At 55.4% G+C, this 21,896-nt stretch carries 13 protein-coding genes and 2 pseudogenes; 7 read left to right on the top strand and 8 right to left on the bottom strand.

Going from position 1 to position 21,896, the window contains the following annotated elements:
• Nucleotides 1-11 precede the first annotated feature (11 nt).
• Together secA and RHH53_RS00965 are read left to right on the top strand one after the other, a co-directional pair.
• A complete protein-coding gene (secA, locus tag RHH53_RS00960; RefSeq protein WP_310743959.1) occupies nt 12-2,801 on the top strand; it encodes a preprotein translocase subunit SecA in 2,790 nt (929 codons plus the stop codon).
• A gap of 102 nt (nt 2,802-2,903) precedes the next feature.
• Nucleotides 2,904-4,637 (top strand): phosphodiester glycosidase family protein, encoded by a 1,734-nt coding sequence (locus tag RHH53_RS00965; protein ID WP_310743960.1) that lies wholly within the window; start codon nt 2,904-2,906, stop codon nt 4,635-4,637.
• Here the strand turns inward: RHH53_RS00965 and RHH53_RS00970 are convergent.
• Together RHH53_RS00970 and RHH53_RS00975 are read right to left on the bottom strand one after the other, a co-directional pair.
• A complete protein-coding gene (locus RHH53_RS00970; protein WP_206200672.1) occupies nt 4,634-5,788 on the bottom strand; it encodes a M23 family metallopeptidase in 1,155 nt (384 codons plus the stop codon). The genes RHH53_RS00965 and RHH53_RS00970 overlap by 4 nt on opposite strands.
• Before the next feature lie 45 nt (nt 5,789-5,833).
• Entirely contained in the window at nt 5,834-7,159 is a 1,326-nt protein-coding gene (locus RHH53_RS00975) for a cobyrinate a,c-diamide synthase (protein WP_310743961.1), read from the bottom strand.
• A gap of 156 nt (nt 7,160-7,315) precedes the next feature.
• On the opposite strand from RHH53_RS00975, the gene RHH53_RS00980 reads away from it, so the two are divergent.
• Both RHH53_RS00980 and RHH53_RS00985 read left to right on the top strand, forming a co-directional pair.
• Nucleotides 7,316-9,514 (top strand): phosphoketolase, encoded by a 2,199-nt coding sequence (locus RHH53_RS00980; RefSeq protein WP_310743962.1) that lies wholly within the window; start codon nt 7,316-7,318, stop codon nt 9,512-9,514.
• Between the two features lie 6 nt (nt 9,515-9,520).
• Nucleotides 9,521-10,711 (top strand): Coenzyme F420 hydrogenase/dehydrogenase, beta subunit C-terminal domain, encoded by a 1,191-nt coding sequence (locus RHH53_RS00985; RefSeq protein WP_310743963.1) that lies wholly within the window; start codon nt 9,521-9,523, stop codon nt 10,709-10,711.
• Between the two features lie 74 nt (nt 10,712-10,785).
• Here RHH53_RS00985 and psbA (RHH53_RS00990) read toward each other — a convergent pair whose 3' ends face one another.
• Nucleotides 10,786-11,868 carry a photosystem II q(b) protein gene (gene psbA / locus RHH53_RS00990; protein ID WP_206200676.1) on the bottom strand — a complete coding sequence of 361 codons (1,083 nt, stop codon included), beginning with the start codon at nt 11,866-11,868 and terminating at the stop codon, nt 10,786-10,788.
• Nucleotides 11,869-12,180: 312 nt separating this feature from the next.
• The gene (gene psbA / locus RHH53_RS00995; RefSeq protein ID WP_206200677.1) at nt 12,181-13,263 is read right to left on the bottom strand and encodes a photosystem II q(b) protein; all 1,083 of its coding nucleotides are present in this window, start codon (nt 13,261-13,263) and stop codon (nt 12,181-12,183) included.
• Between the two features lie 264 nt (nt 13,264-13,527).
• Between psbA (RHH53_RS00995) and RHH53_RS01000 the strand changes: the two genes are divergently transcribed.
• The gene (locus tag RHH53_RS01000) at nt 13,528-14,715 is read left to right on the top strand and encodes a TRC40/GET3/ArsA family transport-energizing ATPase (protein WP_206200678.1); all 1,188 of its coding nucleotides are present in this window, start codon (nt 13,528-13,530) and stop codon (nt 14,713-14,715) included.
• A gap of 19 nt (nt 14,716-14,734) precedes the next feature.
• On the top strand, nt 14,735-15,436 hold the full coding sequence (locus tag RHH53_RS01005) for an ABC transporter ATP-binding protein (RefSeq protein ID WP_315863515.1): 702 nt from the start codon (nt 14,735-14,737) through the stop codon (nt 15,434-15,436).
• Here the strand turns inward: RHH53_RS01005 and RHH53_RS01010 are convergent.
• Both RHH53_RS01010 and purD read right to left on the bottom strand, forming a co-directional pair.
• Nucleotides 15,433-15,726, bottom strand: a complete 294-nt coding sequence (locus tag RHH53_RS01010; RefSeq protein ID WP_206200680.1) for a DUF3082 domain-containing protein — start codon at nt 15,724-15,726, stop codon at nt 15,433-15,435. The two genes, RHH53_RS01005 and RHH53_RS01010, sit on opposite strands and share 4 nt — an antisense overlap.
• A complete protein-coding gene (gene purD / locus RHH53_RS01015; protein ID WP_310743964.1) occupies nt 15,723-17,027 on the bottom strand; it encodes a phosphoribosylamine--glycine ligase in 1,305 nt (434 codons plus the stop codon). The genes RHH53_RS01010 and purD overlap by 4 nt, the downstream gene beginning before the upstream one ends.
• A gap of 601 nt (nt 17,028-17,628) precedes the next feature.
• Here purD and RHH53_RS01025 point away from each other — a divergent pair.
• Nucleotides 17,629-18,262 (top strand): annotated as a pseudogene (locus RHH53_RS01025) (transposase).
• Here RHH53_RS01025 and RHH53_RS13200 read toward each other — a convergent pair.
• Together RHH53_RS13200 and RHH53_RS01055 are read right to left on the bottom strand one after the other, a co-directional pair.
• Nucleotides 18,215-20,902: pseudogene (locus tag RHH53_RS13200) on the bottom strand (BPTD_3080 family restriction endonuclease); the annotation flags it as partial. The pseudogenes RHH53_RS01025 and RHH53_RS13200 overlap by 48 nt on opposite strands.
• Before the next feature lie 108 nt (nt 20,903-21,010).
• Nucleotides 21,011-21,895: a DUF3800 domain-containing protein gene (locus RHH53_RS01055; RefSeq protein ID WP_310743969.1), complete on the bottom strand. Its 885-nt coding sequence runs from the start codon at nt 21,893-21,895 to the stop codon at nt 21,011-21,013.
• Between the last annotated feature and the right edge of the window lies 1 nt (nt 21,896).

The raw sequence follows: 21,896 nt of genomic DNA on the forward strand, positions 1-21,896 counted from the left end.
GTGCCCGTCCCATGCTGAAAGCCCTCTTTGGCGATCCCAATCAGCGCAAGATTAAAAAGTATCAGCCCCTTGTGGTCGAAATTAACCTGCTGGAGGAACAAGTTCAGGCTCTCAGCGATAGTGAGCTACAGGCAAAAACGGCTGAGTTTCGGCAGCGACTCGACAATGGCGAGACCCTCGATGATTTACTGCCCGAGGCCTTTGCTGTGGTGCGCGAAGCCTCACGACGGGTACTGGGGATGCGCCACTTTGATGTCCAGCTCATCGGTGGCATGATTCTCCACGATGGCCAGATTGCCGAAATGAAAACGGGGGAAGGGAAAACCCTCGTGGCCACGCTGCCGGCCTACCTGAATGCCCTGACGGGGAAAGGGGTGCACATTGTTACAGTCAACGACTATCTGGCACGGCGGGATGCGGAATGGATGGGGCAGGTGCATCGCTTTCTGGGTCTGACGGTCGGGCTGATTCAGCAGCACATGGCTCCCCAAGAGCGGCAGAAAAGCTATGCCTGCGATATCACCTATGCCACCAACAGCGAAATTGGCTTTGACTACCTGCGGGACAATATGGCTACGTCCATGGCTGAGGTGGTGCAGCGTCCCTTCAACTACTGCATCATTGACGAGGTGGATTCGGTACTGATTGACGAAGCCCGCACGCCCCTGATTATTTCAGGTCAAGTGGAGCGTCCCACCGAGAAGTACCTCAAGGCGGCTGAAGTTGCCCGCCTCCTGAAAAAGGACGAGCACTACGAGGTGGATGAAAAGGCTCGTAATGTCCTCATGACCGATGAGGGGTTTATCGAAGCTGAAAAACTATTGGGGGTGAGCGATCTCTATGACCCCCAAGACCCTTGGGCACACTATATCTTTAATGCCATCAAGGCCAAGGAACTCTTCCAGCGGGATGTGAACTACATCGTCCGCAATGGTGAAGTGGTGATTGTCGATGAATTCACGGGACGAGTCATGGTGGGTCGCCGCTGGAGTGATGGCCTGCATCAGGCGATTGAAGCCAAGGAAGGCCTAGAGATTCAAAATGAGTCCCAAACCCTCGCCACAATTACCTACCAAAATCTCTTTTTGCTCTATCCCAAGTTGGCGGGGATGACGGGGACAGCCAAGACGGAAGAGGCGGAATTTGAGAAAATTTACAAGCTGGAAGTGACGGTAGTGCCCACCAATCGCCCCAGCCAGCGGCGGGACTTTCCCGATGTGGTCTATAAAACGGAGCGGGGTAAATGGCTGGCCGTGGCCTCTGAATGTGCCGAGGTTCACGCTACGGGTCGCCCAGTGCTCGTGGGTACCACCAGTGTTGAAAAGTCGGAGCTACTGTCGCAACTGCTGCGGGAGTTGGAAATTCCCCATAACCTGCTGAATGCCAAACCTGAAAATGTGGAGCGAGAGTCGGAGATCATTGCCCAAGCCGGCCGCAAGGGCGCAGTGACGATCTCAACCAACATGGCAGGCCGCGGCACCGACATTATCTTGGGGGGGAATGCCGACTACATGGCACGCCTCAAGGTGCGGGAATACTTTATGCCTCGCATTGTCATGCCCCCCAGTGACGACCCGATGATGCTGTTGGGGCTGAAAATGGATCGTGGCGGTGGCCAAGGCTTTAGTCAGGCGGCGCAGAAAAACTGGAAAGCTTCACCGGGACTCTTCCCCTGCGAAATTAGTAAGGAGGCGGAAAAGCTGCTGCGCCATGCGGTGGATGTGGCAGTTAAGACCTATGGTGAGCGCAGTCTGCCGGAGTTGCAGGCGGAGGATATGCTGGCGATCGCCTCGGAGAAAGCACCGACCCAAGACCCTGTGATTCAAGCCCTGCGGGATGCCTTTAACCGTATCCGCGAAGAATATGAGGTGGTCACCAAGAAAGAACATGAAGAAGTGGTCGCCCTCGGTGGTTTGCACGTGATTGGGACAGAACGCCATGAATCGCGGCGGATTGACAACCAGTTGCGGGGACGGGCAGGACGCCAAGGTGACCCCGGATCCACGCGCTTTTTCCTGAGCTTGGAGGATAACCTACTGCGCATCTTTGGGGGCGATCGCGTCGCCAGTATCATGAATGCCTTGCGCGTTGACGAGGATATGCCCATTGAGTCGGGACTCCTTACCCGCAGCTTGGAAAATGCCCAGCGCAAGGTGGAAACCTACTACTATGACATCCGTAAGCAGGTCTTTGAATACGACGAGGTGATGAATAACCAGCGGCGTGCCATCTATGCTGAGCGGCGGCGGGTGCTGGAAGGGGAAGACCTCAAGGATCGGGTGCTGGAGTACGCCGAAAAAACCATGGACGACATCATTGCCGCCTATGTCAATCCCGATCTGCCGCCAGAGGAATGGGATTTAGAGGGCTTGGTGGCCAAAGTACAGGAATTTGTCTATTTGCTGTCGGATCTGCGCCCTGAGCATCTGGCTCATCTCAGCGTACCGGAGATGCAGGCCTTTTTGCATGAGCAAGTGCGCACCGCCTACGAGCAAAAAGAAGCAGAAATTGAGCGCATTCAAAGGGGTCTGATGCGACAAGCGGAGCGGTTCTTTATCCTACAACAGATTGACCTGCTGTGGCGGGAGCACCTACAACAAATGGATGCCCTGCGGGAGTCGGTCGGCCTACGGGGCTATGGTCAAGAGGATCCCTTGGTGGAGTACAAACGGGAGGGCTATGAACTGTTCTTGGACATGATGGTGATGATTCGCCGCAATGTCGTGTATTCTCTCTTCCAGTTCCAGCCCCAAGTGGCACCGCCCCCAGAGGAGGTGTCCTCGTCCTCAGATCAGGCCTAGCCGAGTTGCCCAAAATTGATCCTTGTTGCTCTGGAGCAATCTGTAGCGCTACGGGGTCAACTATACTGGCAGAGTTTCAGTGGGCAGGGTGTGGCGTTAAGCGTGTTGGCAAGATCGGCTTCTCGGGTTGTTGGCAGTGGGATTGCACTTGCGATCGCTAGCTCCAGCGCCAATATCGCATTACCTCAGGAAATTCAAGGCGATCGCCTGAACTTAAATGGCCGCGACTACCCCGTGGCTTGGCAGCAGTGGCGCGATAACCAAAATCAACTGCGCATAGGGATTAGCGATGGTGGCCTTGCCAATCGCTTCGGGGTTCTTCTTGGGGATACTACAGACCCGTTTCAGCAACCAGTGGCTTGGTTTCAGCCGCAATTTAGCCCCTTGGCGGTGCGCTTTAGCCCCAACGGCATGTATCGCTACTTGGACATTACACCGTGGATTGAGCAATATCAGTGGCAGGTGCAACCCCAAGGGAATACGCTCCAGATCAGTACCCCCCCGGCACAGATTCTCAGTTGGCGGCAGGGACGACAACCGTGGGGCGATCGCTGGGTCTTTGAATTAGACCGCCCCACCCCTTGGCAAATCAATCGGCTCACCTTTAGCCGCACAGGTCTTACCCCTCGCGATCTCAGCCTGACGATTGAGGCGACGGGACAATTGGCCACGATTCCCAATGTCAAAATTACCGCTACCCCCAATCGCACAGTACTGGAAACACAAATTCCTGGCACGGCTCGCCCAGTGGCCTCAATGCTGCTCAATCCACCGCGTCTGGTGATTGATTTTCGCAGGGATGCGCCCCCCCCGCGTACGATTCAATGGGCACCGGGACTGCGCTGGCAACAGCAAACCGTGACCCTCGGCAATCACCAGTTTCCAGTAGATTTGCTGGTCATCAATCCGCAACAGCCGGGGCTGCGTCTGCGTTCCCTCGGCATGACCCCCACAACCTTGGTGGGCTTAGCAACGGTGCCCGAACTGGCTCAACGCTGGCAAGCCGCCGCCGCCATTAATGCTGGATTCTTTAATCGCGATCGCCAAGCTCCCTTGGGGGCCATTCGCAGTGAGGGCAACTGGCTCTCAGGCCCGATTCTCAATCGCGGTGCCATTGGCTGGGACGATCGCGGCCAGATGGTTGTCGGTCGCCTGAGTTTGCAGCAGCGGGTGAGGACGCCGGCCGGTACGGTGCCCATTGTCACGTTCAATTCTGGCTATGTCCAAGCCGGTCTTGGCCTTTATACCCCCAGTTGGGGCGCGAGCTACCAAGGGAAAACGGGCAGTGAAGTGGTGATTACGGTGCGCAATCAGCAGGTGGTGGGGCAGCAACCGATCCATAACAATCAAGCGATTCCTATTCCCGCAGATGGCTTTCTACTGGTGGCGCGTAACTTTAATTCCGCCTTGGCCAACTTCCCACCGGGAGCTTCCGTGCAACTGGAAACCACGGCTGTGCCCGCTGTGTTTAATAGCATTCCCAATATTGTTGGTGCAGGTCCCCTACTGGTGGATCAGGGGCGAGTGGTCTTGAATGCGGCACTGGAGCAATTTGGAGCAGGTTTAGATGCGCAGGCAGCCCCCCGCAGTGCCATGGGCAACCGCAGTGATGGCAGCATTGTCTGGGTCACCACCCACAACCGTATTGGGGGTATGGGGCCAACCCTCGCCGAATGGGCACAAATTGTGCGGCAGTTGGGCTTGATCAATGCCGTCAATCTGGATGGTGGCAGTTCCACGGCTCTCTACATTGGTGGGGTCTTGGTGGATCGCCATTCGGTGACAACAACGCGGGTCAATAATGCCATTGGGGTCTTTTGGCAGCCAACCCCCTAAAGATAGGCCAAGGGATCGCTGGGTTCGCCATTGAGGCGCACTTCAAAGTGGAGGTGGGGGCCTGTTGAGAGTCCCGTCGAGCCAACTTCAGCAATGGGCTGCCCCTGTTGCACGAATTCACCTTCTCGTACGAGCAATCGCTGGGCATGGGCATAGAGGGTCGTCATGCCGCCGCCATGATCCAAAATCACGGTTTGGCCGTAGCCCCCTGACCAACCGGCAAAGATCACGGTGCCTGCTTCAGCAGCAAAGATGAGGGTGCCAAAATCTGCCCCAAAATCCACCCCAGCATGAAATCGCCGTGTGCCTAAAATTGGGTGAATCCGCCAACCAAAGGGACTGGTCAGCGGTGCTTGAATGGGGTAGGCAAGACGACCACTGCGGGGAAGGGGTGGGGCGCCCCTAGGGACATAACCGAGGCGTTGGTTAATGAGCTGCTGAATGGCGGCACTATCACGGGCGAGTTGGGCTTCAATGGAGGCAAGGGCTTGGCGATCGCTCCGTAGGCGAGCAATGAGTTGCCGTTGGTTTGCAGCTTCGCGCTCATAGATGGCCTGTTGCTGTTGCAGTTGTTGGCGTAGGGCTTGAATGAAGCGCTGTTGCACTTGAATTTGTCGCTCCTGCTGCTGAAGTCGCTGGCGATCGCGAACCAAGGCGGCCAAGTGCTGGCGATCGCGCTCATAGACCTGACGCAGACGCCCCTGCTGCTCAAACCAATCGTTAAGGGTTTCCGCCTCAAAGACCATTGCCCACTGCGGAATCTCGCGGTAGCGTTGGAGCCGCCGCAGGCGATCGCTAATCACGGCCACACTGGCTTCGTAGCGCTGGCTGAGGGTTTGTTGCTGTTCCTTGAGGTCTTTGAGCAGTTTTTCCGCTGCTTGCAGGCGATCGCTGGCCGCCATTAATTGCTGCGTTGTTGTGTCCACATTGGTTTCCAAACTCTCAAGGCGATCGCTCGCCGCTGCCTCAAGGCGTTCGAGTTGTTGACGCTGCTGACCCACCGCCTGCTGGTGCTGCTGATGTTGTTGGATCACCCGCTGCCAATACGCCAAGTTTTGGGAGGGCGCCGTTGCCCAAGCCACTAAAGTGGCGCTGAGGGTCACAAGTACCCCAAGGCAAACGTAGAGGCTATAGCGGTATCGCATCGGCATTGAGCGCCCTCAAATACTGCAAACATTACGTTGCCGTGAGTGGCATTATCCAACCTTTGCTGCCTGCTGCAGAAAGCGAATCGCCCACTGTGGATGGCCGCCCCAATGGAGATGGAGATAACTGGCGTGGAGTTGAGAACTGCCCCAGCCCTCGGCTTGACCGTCCAATTGCCACAGCGGCGTTGGCGGCGGCACACTCAAACAGGAATAGTGAAATTCATGGCCTTGAACCGTCTCTCCTGCCCGCAGACACACCGTTGTTTGTAAAGCCGTGGCTTGGCGATAGCCGAGGGTGAGTTTTTTACCCATGTGGGCAACCGTCGGCAAGTATCCCACCAAAGGATAGTAGTGTCCCTCGCAGGTTTGGATGCCTTGGCTGAGGTACATGAGGCCACCACACTCGGCATAGAGAGCTAAGCCCCCTTCAATGGCCTGCCGCAGTGATTCAAGAAACGAGTGATTCGCCGCTAGCTCTGGGGCAAACACCTCTGGAAAGCCACCCCCCAAGATCAACCCCTGTAGACCGGTGGGCAAGGGGGCATCCCGCAGGGGTGAGACCGGAATTAACGTTGCCCCTAAAGCGTGGAGCAGATCAAGGGTGTCAGCGTAGTAAAACTGAAAGGCGGCATCTTGGGCAACGCCAAGGGTGACTGGGGTCAGGGGGGAAACGCTAAAAGGGGGGGCTGCGGGGGTGGGGGCTGGGGCAAGGAGTGGCGTGAGGCGCTCCCAGTCAAAACAGGTGTTTCCTAAATGGGCAAGGCGATCGCCGAGGTGCTGAAATTCCCCTGATTCGTGGGGCGGCACTAAGCCGAGGTGGCGACTGGGGAGTGCCAAGGCCTGATCGCGATAGATGATGCCGAGAATGGGCACCCCAAGGGGGGCAAGGGCAGCTTCTAACATTTGCCGATGGCGATCGCTGGCCACCCGATTCAAGACCACGCCAGCAATCTGGAGGGAGGGATCATAGTGGCAAAAGCCATAGACCAAGGCCGCCACGGAAGCTGCCTGTTTTTGCACATCCAAAACCAGTAGGATGGGAGCCTGCAAGAGTTGGGCAATGTGTGCCGTACTGCCCTCATGGCTGCCCCCTCGGCCATCAAATAGCCCCATCACTCCCTCAATGAGCACTGCATCCATCCCCTGACTGTAATAGCCCACACAGGCGCGGACATAGTCAGCACTGGTCAAGACCACGTCAAGGTTACGGCAAGGCCGGCCACTGATAGCACTGTGAAACAGGGGATCAATGTAGTCAGGCCCCACCTTAAATGTTTGGACGCGCTGCCCCCGTGCCGTTAAGGCTGCATTCAAGGCCAAAGCAACCGTTGTTTTGCCGACACCACTGCGATCGCCCGCTATCACCAATGCCATCGTTAATCCCGTTCCCCAAGAAAAATCAATCTATGGCCACAATCCATCGCAATGCCTGCATTTCAGGGAGATTCCCTGCCCCAGCCGCCGTGAGAGCGCCCCCCACCCCTGTAAGATAGGAGACTAAGCGTGCAGTCAACAGTTGGGTCAGGGTCTATGACAGCGGTAACTTCGGTGCCCAGTTTCTGTGAAGGAATCCAGTATTTTGGCGACGATTGGCCAGACTGGGATCGCTATGGTCAAACACCGCTTCTGAATGCCCAACAGCCTGCCCTTACCGACTTAGACGCCACCGAGGCCGCTTATCAAACGCTGCTCTATGCCGATGCCCTCCGCTATCTGATCTTACAGATGACCGGCAGTAAAGCCTCAGGTCACCCCGGCGGGTTTGCCAGCCAAGCGGAAGCCTATGCCGCCCTAGTGATGTTGGGGCACAAGAATATCATCACGGAAGTGGGGCACCATGCCCCCGGCTTCTATGCCGCCATGTTCTTGGATCGCTCCCTCGAAAAGATGGGCATTTATACGGTTCAAGACCTGCGCGATCGCTTCCGCGAAAAACATGGCCTTCTGGGTCATCTCTCTGGCTATATTCCGGGGATTCTTGCCCCCGCCGGCCCCCTCGGACAGGGGCAGCACTTTGCCATGGCCGCTGCTTGGTTGCACCGCCAGACCCTCTTTCCCTTCACCTTAGGCGATGGCGGTCTGGGGGAACCCTACGTCATGAGCAGTATGGCCCACTTCCACACGGCTTTCCCAGAGGTCACCAACTTCCTGCCTGTCCTCGTGTGGAATGGCTTTAGCCAAGAGCACCACAGCATGGTCTCCCGCAAAACCAATCCCGAAATGATGGCCTACTGGCACGGCAATGGCTTCCAAGAGGTGGTGCTGGTGGATGCCAAGGACTTTGATGATAGCGACCAAGAGGGGGATTACGTTGATAGCACGCTCTTTTCCTTTGGTCAGCGATTGGCCTTCATGCAGGCGGTGCTCAAGGGGGTACAGGAGGCGGCGCGATCGGCTCTCTCCGGCAAGTTAACGGTCTTTATCCTCAAGCAACTGAAAGGCGCCGGCGTGCATGCCAAGGGGGCAAAATCCCATAACCTCTATGCCCAGCACACCCTCGACAACCCCGATATTGTCAATGCCCTGAAAGCCCGTGCCCTGTCTCCCGCTGCTTGGGAACTGGTGCGCCAAAACTGTGTTGCTGCGGCCGGTGGGCCTGCGGCAGAGGTGGTGGTCACTGAGCAGGTCTTAGATTTACCGCCCCTTGGGGAGATTTCCCTTGAGGCCTATGCCTTGGGGGAAAACAAAGTAGCCACAACGGCGATGGGGCGCATGGTGGCAGAAGTGGGACAGCGCGATCGCCGCTATCTGGTCACGAATGCCGATGGCAATGAGGCCTCTGGCATTGGCAACATCAACCAAGCCCTGAAGATCATTCACCCGACCACGGATCCCCTCTACAATCAAGTGCCCAATGGCCAAGTCTATGAACCCCTCAGCGAAGATGCCTGTGCCGGTCTAGCGGCAGGGCTTTGCTTGATGGGCAGCCGCAGTCTTTGGTGCTCCTATGAGTCCTTTGCCATTAATGGTCTCCCCATTTGGCAAACCGTCACCCAAGCCATGGCAGAGCTGCGCCGTCCGACGCCAGCCACAGTAACCCTCTTTACCGCCGGTGCCCTTGAGCAGGGGCGCAATGGCTGGACGCACCAACGCCCAGAAATCGAAGCCTACTACGCTGCCCTATTGCGCAATGGCAATGTCTTTGTCCTCTTTCCGCCGGATGCCAACAGCATTCAAGTGTGCTACCGCTGGGCACTCACAGCACAAAACAAGGGGATTGCCATCTTTGCCAGTAAAACACCGCTGCCGGTGCGCACCACGTTTGCCCAAACCGAACAGGCCCTTGATGAGGGCGCAGTAACCCTCTACGAGTCTGCTAGTGGTCGTGCCACATTGGTACTGGCGGTGCTAGGGGATATGATTTTGCAGCCCGTGTATAATGCCCTACCCCAGTTGGAACAGCTCGGCTATCGGGTGCGCATTGTCTCGGTCATTAACCCCCGCCGCCTATATCGGCCTACGGATGTGGCTTGGCAAACCTGTGCCGAACCCGATGGTGGCTTTGCCGATGAGGCCACCTTCCAACGACTTTTTGGTGGTGATGCCCTTTTGGGAGTCACGGGTGGGCCTGCGGCACTGTTGGAGCCAATTCTTTTGCGTGCCACCTGTCCCCGCGATGTCTTGGCTTGGCAACGGGGAGAAACGACGGCTAGCCCCGCCGAACTCATGGCCTACAATGGCCTCACTCCCGAAGCGATTTGCGATCGCGCCCGTTCACTGCTGAAGTAAGTGCCCATGACTGCTGCCCATCAAAAAGCCCGTGCCCTCAAGCCCGGCAGCCCTCGCCCCGCCAAAGCCCTCTGTAGCGAGTGTGGTCTTTGCGACACCTACTATATCCACTACGTCAAAGAGGCCTGTGCCTTCCTCAATCAGCAGTTTGAGACTCTCGAGCAACAAAGTCATGGCCGTGCCCGTGATCTTGACAATTGGGATGAGTGCTACTTTGGCGTTCACCAGCAGATGATGGCGGCTCGCAAAACCGAACCCATTGCGGGGGCGCAGTGGACGGGCATCGTCAGCAGTATTGCCATTGCCATGCTGGAGTCGGGGTGGGTTGAAGGGGTGGTCTGCGTTCAAAATAGCGAGAGCGATCGCTTTACCCCCAAGCCCGTGATTGCCCGCAGCCGTGAAGAGATTCTCGCTGCTCGCGTCAATAAACCGACCCTGTCTCCCAATCTATCGGTTCTCGAGCAGGTGGAACAATCTGGACTCAGGCGGCTGTTGGTGATTGGGGTTGGCTGTCAAATTCAGGCGCTGCGAGCCGTACAGGACAAACTGGGTCTTGAAAAGCTCTACGTCCTAGGCACTCCCTGCGTGGACAATGTCACCCGTGCCGGTCTGCAAAAATTCTTAGAAACCACCAGCCGATCGCCCGCAACCGTCATTTACTACGAGTTCATGCAAGACTTTCGGGTGCATTTCAAGCACAGCGACGGCTCCACGGAAACCGTGCCCTTCTTTGGCCTCAAGACCAATCAACTCAAGGATGTCTTTGCCCCCTCCTGCATGAGTTGCTTTGACTACGTGAATGGCCTTGCCGATCTGGTCGTGGGCTACATGGGCGCCCCCTTTGGTTGGCAGTGGCTGGTGGTGCGCAACGAGCTTGGCCAAGAAATGCTTGACCTCGTGCGCGATCAGTTAGACATTCAGCCTGTTACGAGTGCCGGCGATCGCCACGCTGCCGTGCAACAAAGCATTCCTGCCTACGATAAAGGCGTCACGCTCCCCATGTGGGCGGCGAAACTAGTCGGCCTAGTAATTGAGCGCATTGGTCCCAAAGGGCTTGAATATGCCCGCTTTTCCATTGACTCCCACTTCACCCGCAACTATCTCTATGTGCGGCGCAACTATCCCCAAAAACTGGCCGCTCACGTGCCCGCCTTTGCCAAAAAAATTGTTGATCAGTATCAACTCCCTGCCCAATAATCGCGACAAAAAAAGCCCCCCCTATGGGGAGCGATATTTGGACTTATCACTAGAGCGGTTTAGGAGCGACCTGTTTAGGCTTCAATGCTTGGGGCAATCATCGCCACAGGAGCCGATTCACCGCTTGCCAAGTCGAGGGGGAAGTTGTGGGCATTGCGTTCGTGCATCACCTCAATACCAATGTTGGCGCGGTTGATGATGTCGGCCCAAGTATTGATGACATTCCCTTGCGCATCCACAACGGAGTGGTTGAAGTTGAAGCCATTGAGGTTAAAGGCCATCGTGCTAATGCCAAGGGCAGCAAACCAGATGCCCACCACTGGCCAAGCAGCGAGGAAGAAGTGCAGCGAGCGGCTATTGTTGAAACTGGCGTATTGGAAGATCAGCCGACCAAAGTAACCGTGAGCTGCCACGATGTTGTAGGTTTCTTCCTCTTGACCAAACTTGTAGCCATAGTTGGTGGATTCGGTTTCGGTGGTTTCACGGATCAGGCTGGAGGTCACCAGAGAACCGTGCATAGCGGCAAACAGGGCACCACCAAAGACACCCGCCACACCCAGCATGTGGAAGGGGTGCATGAGGATGTTGTGCTCCGCTTGGAACACAATCATGAAGTTAAACGTACCGGAAATGCCCAGCATCAGGCCATCGGAAAAGCTGCCTTGACCAATGGGGTAGATCAACAGCACAGCCGTTGCCGCTGCCACGGGAGCCGAGAAGGCCACGGGAATCCAAGGCCGCATCCCCAGACGGTAGCTGAGTTCCCATTCCCGACCCATGTAGCAGAAAATGCCGATCAGGAAGTGGAAAACAATCAGTTGATAAGGACCACCGTTGTAGAGCCACTCATCGAGGGAAGCAGCATCCCAGATCGGGTAGAGGTGTAGCCCAATGGCATTAGAGGAGGGCACCACTGCCGCTGTAATGAGGTTGTTGCCATAGAGCAAGGAGCCAGAGACAGGCTCACGGATACCATCAATATCCACGGGGGGTGCCGCAATAAAAGCAATGACAAAGCAAATCGTTGCGGCAAGGAGCGTCGGGATCATGATCACCCCAAACCAGCCAATATAAAGGCGGTTTTCTGTGCTGGTAATCCAATCACAAAAACGCTCCCACAGATTCGCTGTCTGACGACGTTGCAGAACTGTAGTCATAGTCGTTATGAATCCATGAATAACAACAGAACTTAAGCAGCAGCAATGAACGCTGCAAGCTCCTATTTATTGATTATATGGTTATATTTCTGAGCGGCAAGGGGTTTGAGGTCGGCTTTTATAGAATCAAAAGACCTTTGTCTATCCATTGACTTTTATCAATCTTTTAGATTGACTTTGGGCGGGTAGCAGCGTCTCTGAGACGTGGTTTCTTACCGTGTTGAGCGTGTTAATGCCTGTGGGCTATAACGCAATAAAAAACCGCCCCTAGTGCAGGAGCGGCTGTGTCAAAGTTCAGCAGATGAGTGTTGCTTAGCTGTTGATGCTGGGAGCAATCATGGCCACAGGAGCAGATTCAGCGCTAGCCAAGTCGAGGGGGAAGTTGTGAGCATTACGCTCGTGCATCACTTCCATACCCAAGTTGGCACGGTTGATGATGTCAGCCCAGGTGTTGATCACGTTGCCCTTGGCATCAATGACCGAGTGGTTGAAGTTAAACCCGTTGAGGTTGAAGGCCATCGTGCTGATACCCAGAGCGGTGAACCAAACCCCGACCACCGGCCAAGCGGCGAGGAAGAAGTGCAGCGCACGGCTGTTGTTGAAGCTGGCGTATTGGAAGATCAAGCGACCAAAGTAACCGTGGGCAGCCACGATGTTGTAGGTTTCTTCCTCTTGACCGAATTTGTAGCCGTAGTTGGTGGATTCCGTTTCGGTGGTTTCACGGATCAGGCTGGAGGTCACCAGAGAACCGTGCATGGCGGAGAACAGTGCGCCACCAAAGACACCGGCCACACCCAATTGGTGGAAGGGGTGCATTAGGATGTTGTGCTCCGCTTGGAACACAATCATGAAGTTGAAGGTACCGGAGATACCGAGGGGCATCCCGTCAGAGAAGCTGCCTTGACCAATGGGGTAGATCAAGAAGACCGCAAAGGCAGAGGCCAAGGGAGCGGAGTAGGCCACGCAAATCCAAGGCCGCATACCGAGGCGGTAGCTGAGTTCCCACTGGCGCCCCATGTAGCAGGAGGCACCCAACAGGAAGTGGAAGACAATCAACTGGTAGGGGCCACCGTTGTAGAGCCACTCATCGAGGGAAGCAGCTTCCCAAATGGGGTAGAAGTGCAAGCCAATGGCGTTGCTGGTGGGCACCACTGCACCAGTGATGATGTTGTTGCCATAGAGCAAGGAGCCAGAAACAGGCTCACGAATGCCATCGATGTCCACAGGGGGAGCAGCGATGAAAGCAATCACAAAGCAAATGGTTGCGGCCAGCAGGGTGGGGATCATAATCACACCGAACCAGCCCACATAGAGGCGGTTATCGGTGCTGGTCACCCAGTTACAAAACCGCTCCCACAAATTCGCGCTTTCGCGACGTTGGAGAGTTGTGGTCATAGTCGTGATAAGTCCAAATATATTTCCCGTTACAAACCCTTGAAAACAGTTATAAACTGCAAGGGCTTAAGCATTAACTTAATATTTGCCCCAAGGGATCGGGGAGAGGCCTAAATTATTGTTAATAAAGCTAAATAAGCAGTTGTATTTATTTATTTTTCTTAATGATTTTATTTTCATTGATTGCGAGCGATCGCCCCCCCCTGAGGACAAGCTCAAGGGTTAAGATATTTTAAGCAACCGTGTTTAGGGCAGGGCCTTCCCATGCGCGTAATTTTAATGACTGGCAAAGGTGGCGTTGGTAAAACCTCAGTGGCGGCAGCAACGGGGTTACGCTGTGCTGAGTTGGGGTACAAAACGCTGGTGCTGAGCACCGATCCCGCCCACTCCCTTGCTGATAGTTTTGACCTTGAATTGGGGCATGTCCCTGTGCCCGTCGCCGAAAATCTCTGGGGAGCGGAACTCGATGCTCTCATGGAACTGGAGGACAACTGGGGTGCGGTGAAGCGCTACATTACCCAAGTCTTGCAGGCGCGCGGGCTAGAGGGCGTTCAAGCTGAAGAATTGGCGATTTTGCCGGGGATGGATGAAATTTTTGCCCTTGTGCGCATGAAACGCCACTATGACGAAGGCCAATACGATGTCTTAATTATTGACTCTGCCCCCACAGGTACGGCACTGCGGCTGTTGAGTCTACCCGAGGTGAGCGGCTGGTACATGCGCCGCTTCTATAAACCCCTACAGCGGATGTCCGTGGCCTTGCGACCGATTGTGGAGCCAATTTTCAAGCCCTTGGTGGGGTTCTCTTTGCCCGATCAAGAGGTGATGGATGCGCCCTATGAATTCTATGAGCAGATTGAAGCCCTCGAAAAAGTCCTCACCGACAACACGCAAACCTCAGTGCGCTTGGTCACCAATCCAGAAAAGATGGTGATTAAGGAGTCGCTGCGCGCCCATGCCTATCTTAGCCTCTATAACGTGGCCACCGACTTAGTCATTGCAAACCGTATTCTGCCGAACACGGTACAGGATCCCTTCTTTGCCCGCTGGAAAGAAATGCAGCAGCAATACCGTCAAGAAATTCACGACAATTTCCGCCCGCTACCGGTGAAGGAAGTGCCCCTGTTTGCTGAGGAACTCTGTGGTTTGGCGGCACTGCACCGCCTGAAGGAGACCCTCTACGCTGATGAAGATCCAGCTCAGGTTTATTACCAAGAGCAAACGATTCGGGTGGTGCCCAGTGATGGCCAGTACAGCCTTGAACTCTATCTACCGGGGGTACCCAAGGAAAAAATTGAACTGAACAAGACGGCAGATGAGTTGAATATCCGCATTGGTAACCATCGTCGTAATATGGTGCTCCCCCAAGGATTAGCAGCACTGCAACCGGTGGGCGCGAAAATGGAGGCGGACTACCTGAAAATCCGCTTTGCTAGTGCCACCAGTAGCTAATTCGGCTAATCAATGACTGATGAGACTTGCCACTGTGACAACAACTGGGCTGGCGATCGCCACCACCAATCTGACTAAAGTTTATCGTTCTGGCCATGACGAGACCCCTGTTCTTCAGGGCATTAACCTGCAAATCCAGCGCGGTCATATCCATCTGCTAATGGGACCTTCGGGGTCAGGGAAAACCACCCTGCTCTCGATTTTGGCTGGCATTCTTGCCCCCACCAGTGGCCAAGTGGTTGTCTTAGGCCAAGAGATTACGCAACTGTCCAAGGCTGCACTGGCGAAATTTCGCTTGCAAAATATTGGCTTTGTCTTTCAGAGTTTTAATCTTTTCCCCGCCTTGACCGCGCTGGAAAATGTGGAACTGGCGCTCAATCTCAAGGGAATCAAAGGCAAACAGGCCAAGGAACAGGCGGCAGCCCGTCTAGAGGAAGTGGAGTTGGGTCATCGCCTCGACTTTGTGCCCGCAAATCTTTCTGGGGGTCAGAAACAGCGGGTGGCCATTGCGCGTGCCCTAGCGGGTGAGCCGCAGATCATTTTTGCCGATGAACCGACGGCTTCCTTGGATTCCCAAAATGGCCAACAGGTGATCAAAATTCTCTACAAGCTAGCAAAGCAAAAAGGCTGCACAGTGTTGATTGTTACCCATGATCCACGGATTACAGCCATTGCCGATCGCATCACCAAAATCGAAGATGGCAAAATTAGCGACGGTTAAGCCTGCTCCCGTTGTACCCAGCGTTCCCAAAGCAGTTGCAGCGTCAGCGCCACCAGACCCACGGCAATAATGCTAAAGACCCCCGTTGCGAGGGTACACAAGCCCACCACAAGGGTGCGCACGGCCACGGCCAAGCTATAAACCAGTTGATTGTGGTAGCTCACTGCGTGAGTGGCAAAGACGTAGGCGATCGCCCCTGTTAGCCGATAAAGGAGAATCCCAAGCGTGCCAGCAATCAGCGCACCAGTTAAACAGCGTAATGGGTTAGTTTTTGGGGGGAGGAGGGTCATGGATGGTATTCACCTTTGTGAGCCGATGATTCCAGAATACGGTAGCCAATGTCACGACGATAGTAGCAGTCGGCAAATTCAATGGCGCTGACGCCCGCATAGGCCTTGGCTTGAGCCGTGGCAAAATCAGGAGCCAAAGCGGTAATGTTCAATACCCGACCGCCATTGGTGTACCATTGCCCCTCTTGCCAGCGCGTTCCAGCATGGAAAACGAGAACCCCTTGGGCGATCGCTGCGGGAATACCCTGAATCACATCCCCCTTGCGGTAACTCCCCGGATAGCCCCCCGCCGCCATCACGACGGATAGAGCTACCTCATTGCGCCATTGCAACGCTCCCAAACTGGCTAAGCGTCTCTCGACACAGGCCAAGAGCACCTCAATCAGAGGGGTTTCCAAGAGGGGGAGGACGACTTGGGTTTCAGGATCACCAAAGCGACAGTTAAATTCCACCACGTAGGGATCCCCTGCGGACGTCACCATCAGACCGGCATAGAGCACCCCACAGTAGTGGATTCCCCGATCCTGCAACGCCCCAAGGGCAGGTTCAAGAATCGTCTGTTGAATTCGTTGCATTAACTCTGGTGTCACCCAAGGGACAGGGGCATAGACCCCCATTCCTCCAGTATTTGAACCTGTGTCCCCTTCGCCAATGCGCTTGTGGTCTTGGGCGGGCAGCAGCGGCAGAATGGTTTTGCCATCCGTAACGGCGAGTACGGAGACCTCTTGCCCCTCTAGTACTGATTCAATGACCACCTGTTGACCAGCGGCACCAAATTCACCCCCAAAAATCCGCTCGAGGGCAGCGATCGCCTCCCCTTCTGTGGCCGCTACCGTCACCCCTTTACCTGCCGCTAAACCATCGGCCTTAATGACAATGGGTGCCCCTTGGGCTTGAACATAACGAGAGGCCGCCTCATAATTGTCAAACACTGCTGCTTTGGCCGTAGGAATCTGAGCCGCCTGCATGAGCGCCTTTGCCCAAGCTTTACTGGCTTCAATTTGTGCGCCGGCCTTGACCGGCCCAAACACAGGGATGTTCAACGCCTGTAGGTGATCGGCCAAACCCACTGCCAAGGGAACCTCTGGCCCGACAACCACTAAATCAACGTTATTCTCTTTGGCAAATTCACCAATACCCGTGAGGTCGGTGGCTGCAATGGCCACATTCTCACACCGCTCCAGGCTGGCTGTGCCCCCATTCCCCGGCAGACAATAGACCTGTGTCACGCGAGGAGAATCGAGTAATTTCCAAGCGATCGCGTGCTCTCGACCACCACTGCCAACGACAACGACCTTCACAGATGCACTCCAAAAAGATAAGCCATATTTTGAAATCAATCTTCAGGAGACTATCAAGTTTATCAGTCAATAGGCAACGTTCTCTCCAAAGGTAAAATGATTGGCTTATTCCTTTGCAGAAGTATTGAACAACAGTTTGAAGAGGTAGGAAAAAGAGAAGAAATATTGTATTCTTCCCTTAAAAGATTAAAAAACAGTCAATTTACTATGGCATCTTTTGGAGCTATTGTCAAGTCTATTCTCAGGCGCCTCAGCCCTTGCGACTATCCCGTCCTGAACTCACAACTGCTCTTCAAAATCTGGCTGACGTACATTTTGGACGCCAGCTTAAACAGTATGAGAGCCTTGTTTTATCGGCTCAATCAGTCAGGAATAACAGCCGTTTTCACAAGGATGACGAGAAACAGTAGTCTGGCTATGGCGTAAAGTTACGTCCTATCAAGATATTGACCCGAATAGGAAACGGCTGTTCAGGTAGATATAGCTATTTCGAAAGGGAGTGAGATATTTTCAAGAGGGATAGGCTATACTCAAAGCGTCATGAATGTTACTCAAGAACATGAGCTATAGCTTGGACTGACGAGAGCGGGTTGTCTCCTACATCAAGCAAGGTGGCAAAATCAGTGAAGCGACTCAAATCTTTCAGGTCAGTCGCGCCACCATCCATCGCTGGCTGAAGCGAGAGGACTTAGCGCTCACGGTTGTCCCCCGTCGTCCTTGGAAACTGGATTGGGCGGCCTTAGCAGCGGATGTTGCTACCCATCCCGATGACCGTTTAATCGACCGTGCCCAGCGATCGAGTGGAGTCTGAGTATGGGTGGTCAGCGCGAGGCCAACGAATTGATGGAGAGTGAGTGGGGAAGCGTCAGAAAAGAGAGAGTTTAGTCGCAGGACGGTATAGATACCAGAAAGACTTCATCGCCCCAATGCTGTTTTCAGGATATTTGAATGCGTTATGTGAGTTGGTTGAGTCAGTACTGTTTGCCGGCGTTAAAGAGACCGTCGTTGTTTTAAAGAGACCGTCGTTGTTGATGATGGATAATGCACCGATTCATCCCCAAGGGGGGATGCAGGCAGTGGTGAAAGCGGCGGGTCACGCGGTGTTATTTTTACCGAAATACTCTCCTGATTTGAATGTGATTGAGCACGACTTCAGTGTGTTGAAGCGAGCGCGGATGTATGCAGGGTCAAACAGTTCGATTGATGAGGTGATTCGCAAGTATTGTGCTGGATAATGTCTCATTCTTTATTGGAATAGCTATATCCTGAATCTCACCGGGCGTCTTCGCTACTTCCGCGCGCCATCGCCCGAAGCCGCCGTGCGCGTTCACAGCTTCGCACCACTCTGCAAGATACTGACGCTTCACCTTGTCCTGCTCCGTATCCTGACCCTTTGTTTCTAGAATCAGATGATCACCGTTCTTCAGCCGCACCAAGAAATCAGGCCGGTACTTGCGCACCACACCGCGATAAACGTAGAGCACTTCGAAGCCTAGGTGGTCATTCTTGACCCAGGCAGCCACCGCGTCACTGCTATCGAGCGCGAAGGCGTCGGACGCTTCCCATGTGCTGTCGTAGACGCAGACGTTGATATGGGATTTCTCCGTGCGCTCGCAGGGCTTGCCCGTGTACCAAGTGCGCATCTCGCCTGTGGAACGGATGGGATAATCGCGGTCGAAGACCGGCTCCAGCCGCCCGGTGGTTTCCTGCCGCACCGCCTCCCATATATGCTGCACCACCCGCGACAGGTTCAGCGTGATGATCAGCCGTCGGCGCAATTCGTCCTGATAAAAAAGCGGTGGCGTAATATGAATACGGTCGGAGCGGATGAATTGCTCGACGATGCGAATCAATTGCGCCAATAATACTTCGCGGCTGCCTTTCCAAGCGGTCTGCATTTGGTCAAAGACATCGCGCACCGTCTCGAAAATGATGCGTTGGGTGCGGAATTTCCCCGCCAGCCGCTCCAACTTGATGCGGTTGATCCGGGTGACGTCTGGCTTGCCTTCGAGGATCGGCGCCAGCTCGGCGACCTTCGCTGTCTGCGCCGCGTCCAGTTCCAATGGTCGCACCTTCGACCAGTCCAAGGTCAGCGTCGGTTGAAAGACGCGCTCGATGCGCACCACATTCGGCCAGCGGATCTCGAGCTGTGCCTTGGCCGGGTCTGGCTCAACGGCGGTCTTGGGCGTGGGCGGCGGTGGCGGGTCGTTCTCGCCGCCTTCGTGGGGCAAGAAGGTGAAGGGCACGCCGAAGATGTTGACGTATTCCGGCTCGAACAGCCCCGTTTCCGGGTTGACTTCGTACGAAGTGCGCCGCAAGCCGCGACCGACCACCTGCTCGCACGGCAGCTGCGACGTGAACGCCCGCAGTCCCATGATGTGCGTCACCGTCTTGGCATCCCAGCCCTCGGAGAGCATGCCGACGGAGATGACGTTTTGGATTCTCTCGCCCGGCTGTCCCACCTTGCCCACCGTGTCCACCATCTGGCGCAAGCGCTGGCCTGCTGGGCCTTGGTGAGTTTTGCGTTTTGAGTTGCTGGTTTTGCGTTTTCTGCCGTTGCCTCGACCCCTTCTTCATCTTCGACAAACTGACCACTCGAAACGAAAAACTCTTCTTTCGCTTCCGCCTCATCGAGCACCTTCGAGTCGATATGCAGGATGCGCTCTGGGTCGCACAGTTCATCGATGTGGATGCGCCGCGAATCGAAGGCGTGCTTCACGCGCGCCGCGGTCTCGGTGCGGTTGCAGACGGTGATCATCACCGGCGGAACGGGCACTCCGGCTGTCTTCCATGCCTTCCACGTCTCGCACCAATCGTAGCCTAAAAGGTAGTAGGCGTTCAGCACTAGGTCGGGCAGCGGCTCCTCCGGCTGCGCCTTGCAGTTTAAGTCGTTCTTCACGTCCGGGTAGTTGTAGATGTGGTAAAGGTGCGACTTGTAGGTTTTAGCGTCGGGGACAGCATCGTCGCGCACCACCACGCGCGGGGTCTTGACTAGGCCAGACTCGATGGCGTCATTCAAGCCGAAGTCGCTAACGATCCAGTCGAAGAGCGCCTCTTCGCTGCTCTTTTTGCCCGAAGGCGTGAAGGGAGTAGCGGAAAAATCATAGCACCTGAGGATGCCCCGCGAGCGGTGCAGGCGATCCAGCCCACCGATCCACACCGTGGCCTCCGCGGCGCTATCCTTGAGATCCCGCTGCCGCAAATACTTTCCTTCCGCCTCCCAGTTCACACGCTAGGCGTGGTGAGCCTCGTCGTTGATGACCAGAAGGTTGCGCGCATTGGCCATCTCGCCCAGCACCTCGCGGGTATAGGCCTCGTCGCTTTTGACCCCGCGTTTGTCCACAGACTTGCGTTTCTTGATCTGTTCTTCGCTCTCCCAGGCGAGGGCGTGCCAGTTGCGCACCAGCACTTTGCCTTGGCGCAATTTCTCGAGCAAGGACGAGGGCTTCGTAGTAATTGCCGTCCGCGGCGGGGTAAAGCACTTCCAGACGCTTTTTGACCGTCAGCCCCGGGGCGATGACCAGCACGTTTTTGGAGAAACGGGCATCCTGCGGGTTGGCCACCTTGTTCAGGACCTGCCAAGCGATGACCAAGGCCATGACGATGGTCTTGCCCGAACCGGTGGCCATCTTGCAGCATTGGCGGATGTACTCGCCGCCATCGCCGGGGATTTCGATGCCGGTGCGCTCAGCGGGGGCGGCCTCGGTCAGCTAGATGAGCGTCTCCACCGCCTCCAGCTGGCAGAAGAAGAAGCGCCGCCGGTCAAAGTTTTCGGGGTCGGTCCAATGTTCCAGCAGCCGCTTGGTGATGCTGGTGACGCCCGGATAGCCCGCCTCGCGCCAAGCCTTGTCCTCGTCTTCCACCATCTGGGTCAAGCGGGAGATGCTCTGGGTGTAGTAACCGTTGCCCCGCCATATTCGTGCTCACCCGAGAAGGCCATAGCTGCACTATCTCGTCGTAGAGCGTAACGCAGATGCGCCGACTCATGAACTATCTGTGAACAGGCTGAGCTGCCCATCATCGATGTTCAAAGCGAGCTTTACCTTGTTGTATGGGCTACCATTCTGGTCGGGGAAGGCCCAAAGGTTGAACTTCCGGTGGAGTCCGAATTTCTGCTGCCACGGCGGTTGCTGCAGATCGCGGTACCAGCGGACAATCATCTCCCCGAGCTCGCGCTTTGTAGGCCGGGAGGAGCCCGCCACCAGCGCCATTTGGGTCGCGCCGAGCAAGAGGTCGCACAGTTGCAAAAGATCTTCCTTGGCGGAGTCGCGAAGCTCCAGATCCATATTTAGGAAAGGATAACTCGGCGATTGGCTCAACAACGAATCTAGCTCCGCACGAGAGGGCAGATACTGTTCGAAGTTATCAGTCAAGTCACAATCCGGTCTGGTTGCGCGATCTTTGGCATCGGAGATGAAGTGAACGATCAGGTCATCCAGATTCTGGGGGCCAAGGTGCCAGGCGATACCTGCCTTGAGAGCCATCGCGGTGAAGCGGTTATAGGCATGAAAATCTCTGGCAAAGCGCTTGTGCTCATAGCGGGGGCTGTGGCGGTCCACGGCAAGCGTTGAAAAGAAGACACGGTCGGATAAGCCTTTCTCAAAATGCCGCATCCATTCTCGTGCCACGCGGGCCTTCGCACTCCAGCAACCATCAAAGTTCTTGGGCAAATCGGAGAAATGGATTTCACCGCTGTAGTCTTCCTGCATGCGAAAATCTTGCAAAGCAACCCGGACCTCATTGAGGTGTTGCGTTTGAACGAAGAGCAAGCCGATCAGAAGCCAGCGCTTGTTTGGCATACTTTCGTCATGGAAGACGTGGTATTCGGCAGTTCGTCGGATGGGTTGGCCCCAGAGATTTCGTTGCATT

It is taken from the genome of Thermosynechococcus sp. PKX82 (assembly GCF_031583255.1).
Taxonomy (GTDB): domain Bacteria; phylum Cyanobacteriota; class Cyanobacteriia; order Thermosynechococcales; family Thermosynechococcaceae; genus Thermosynechococcus.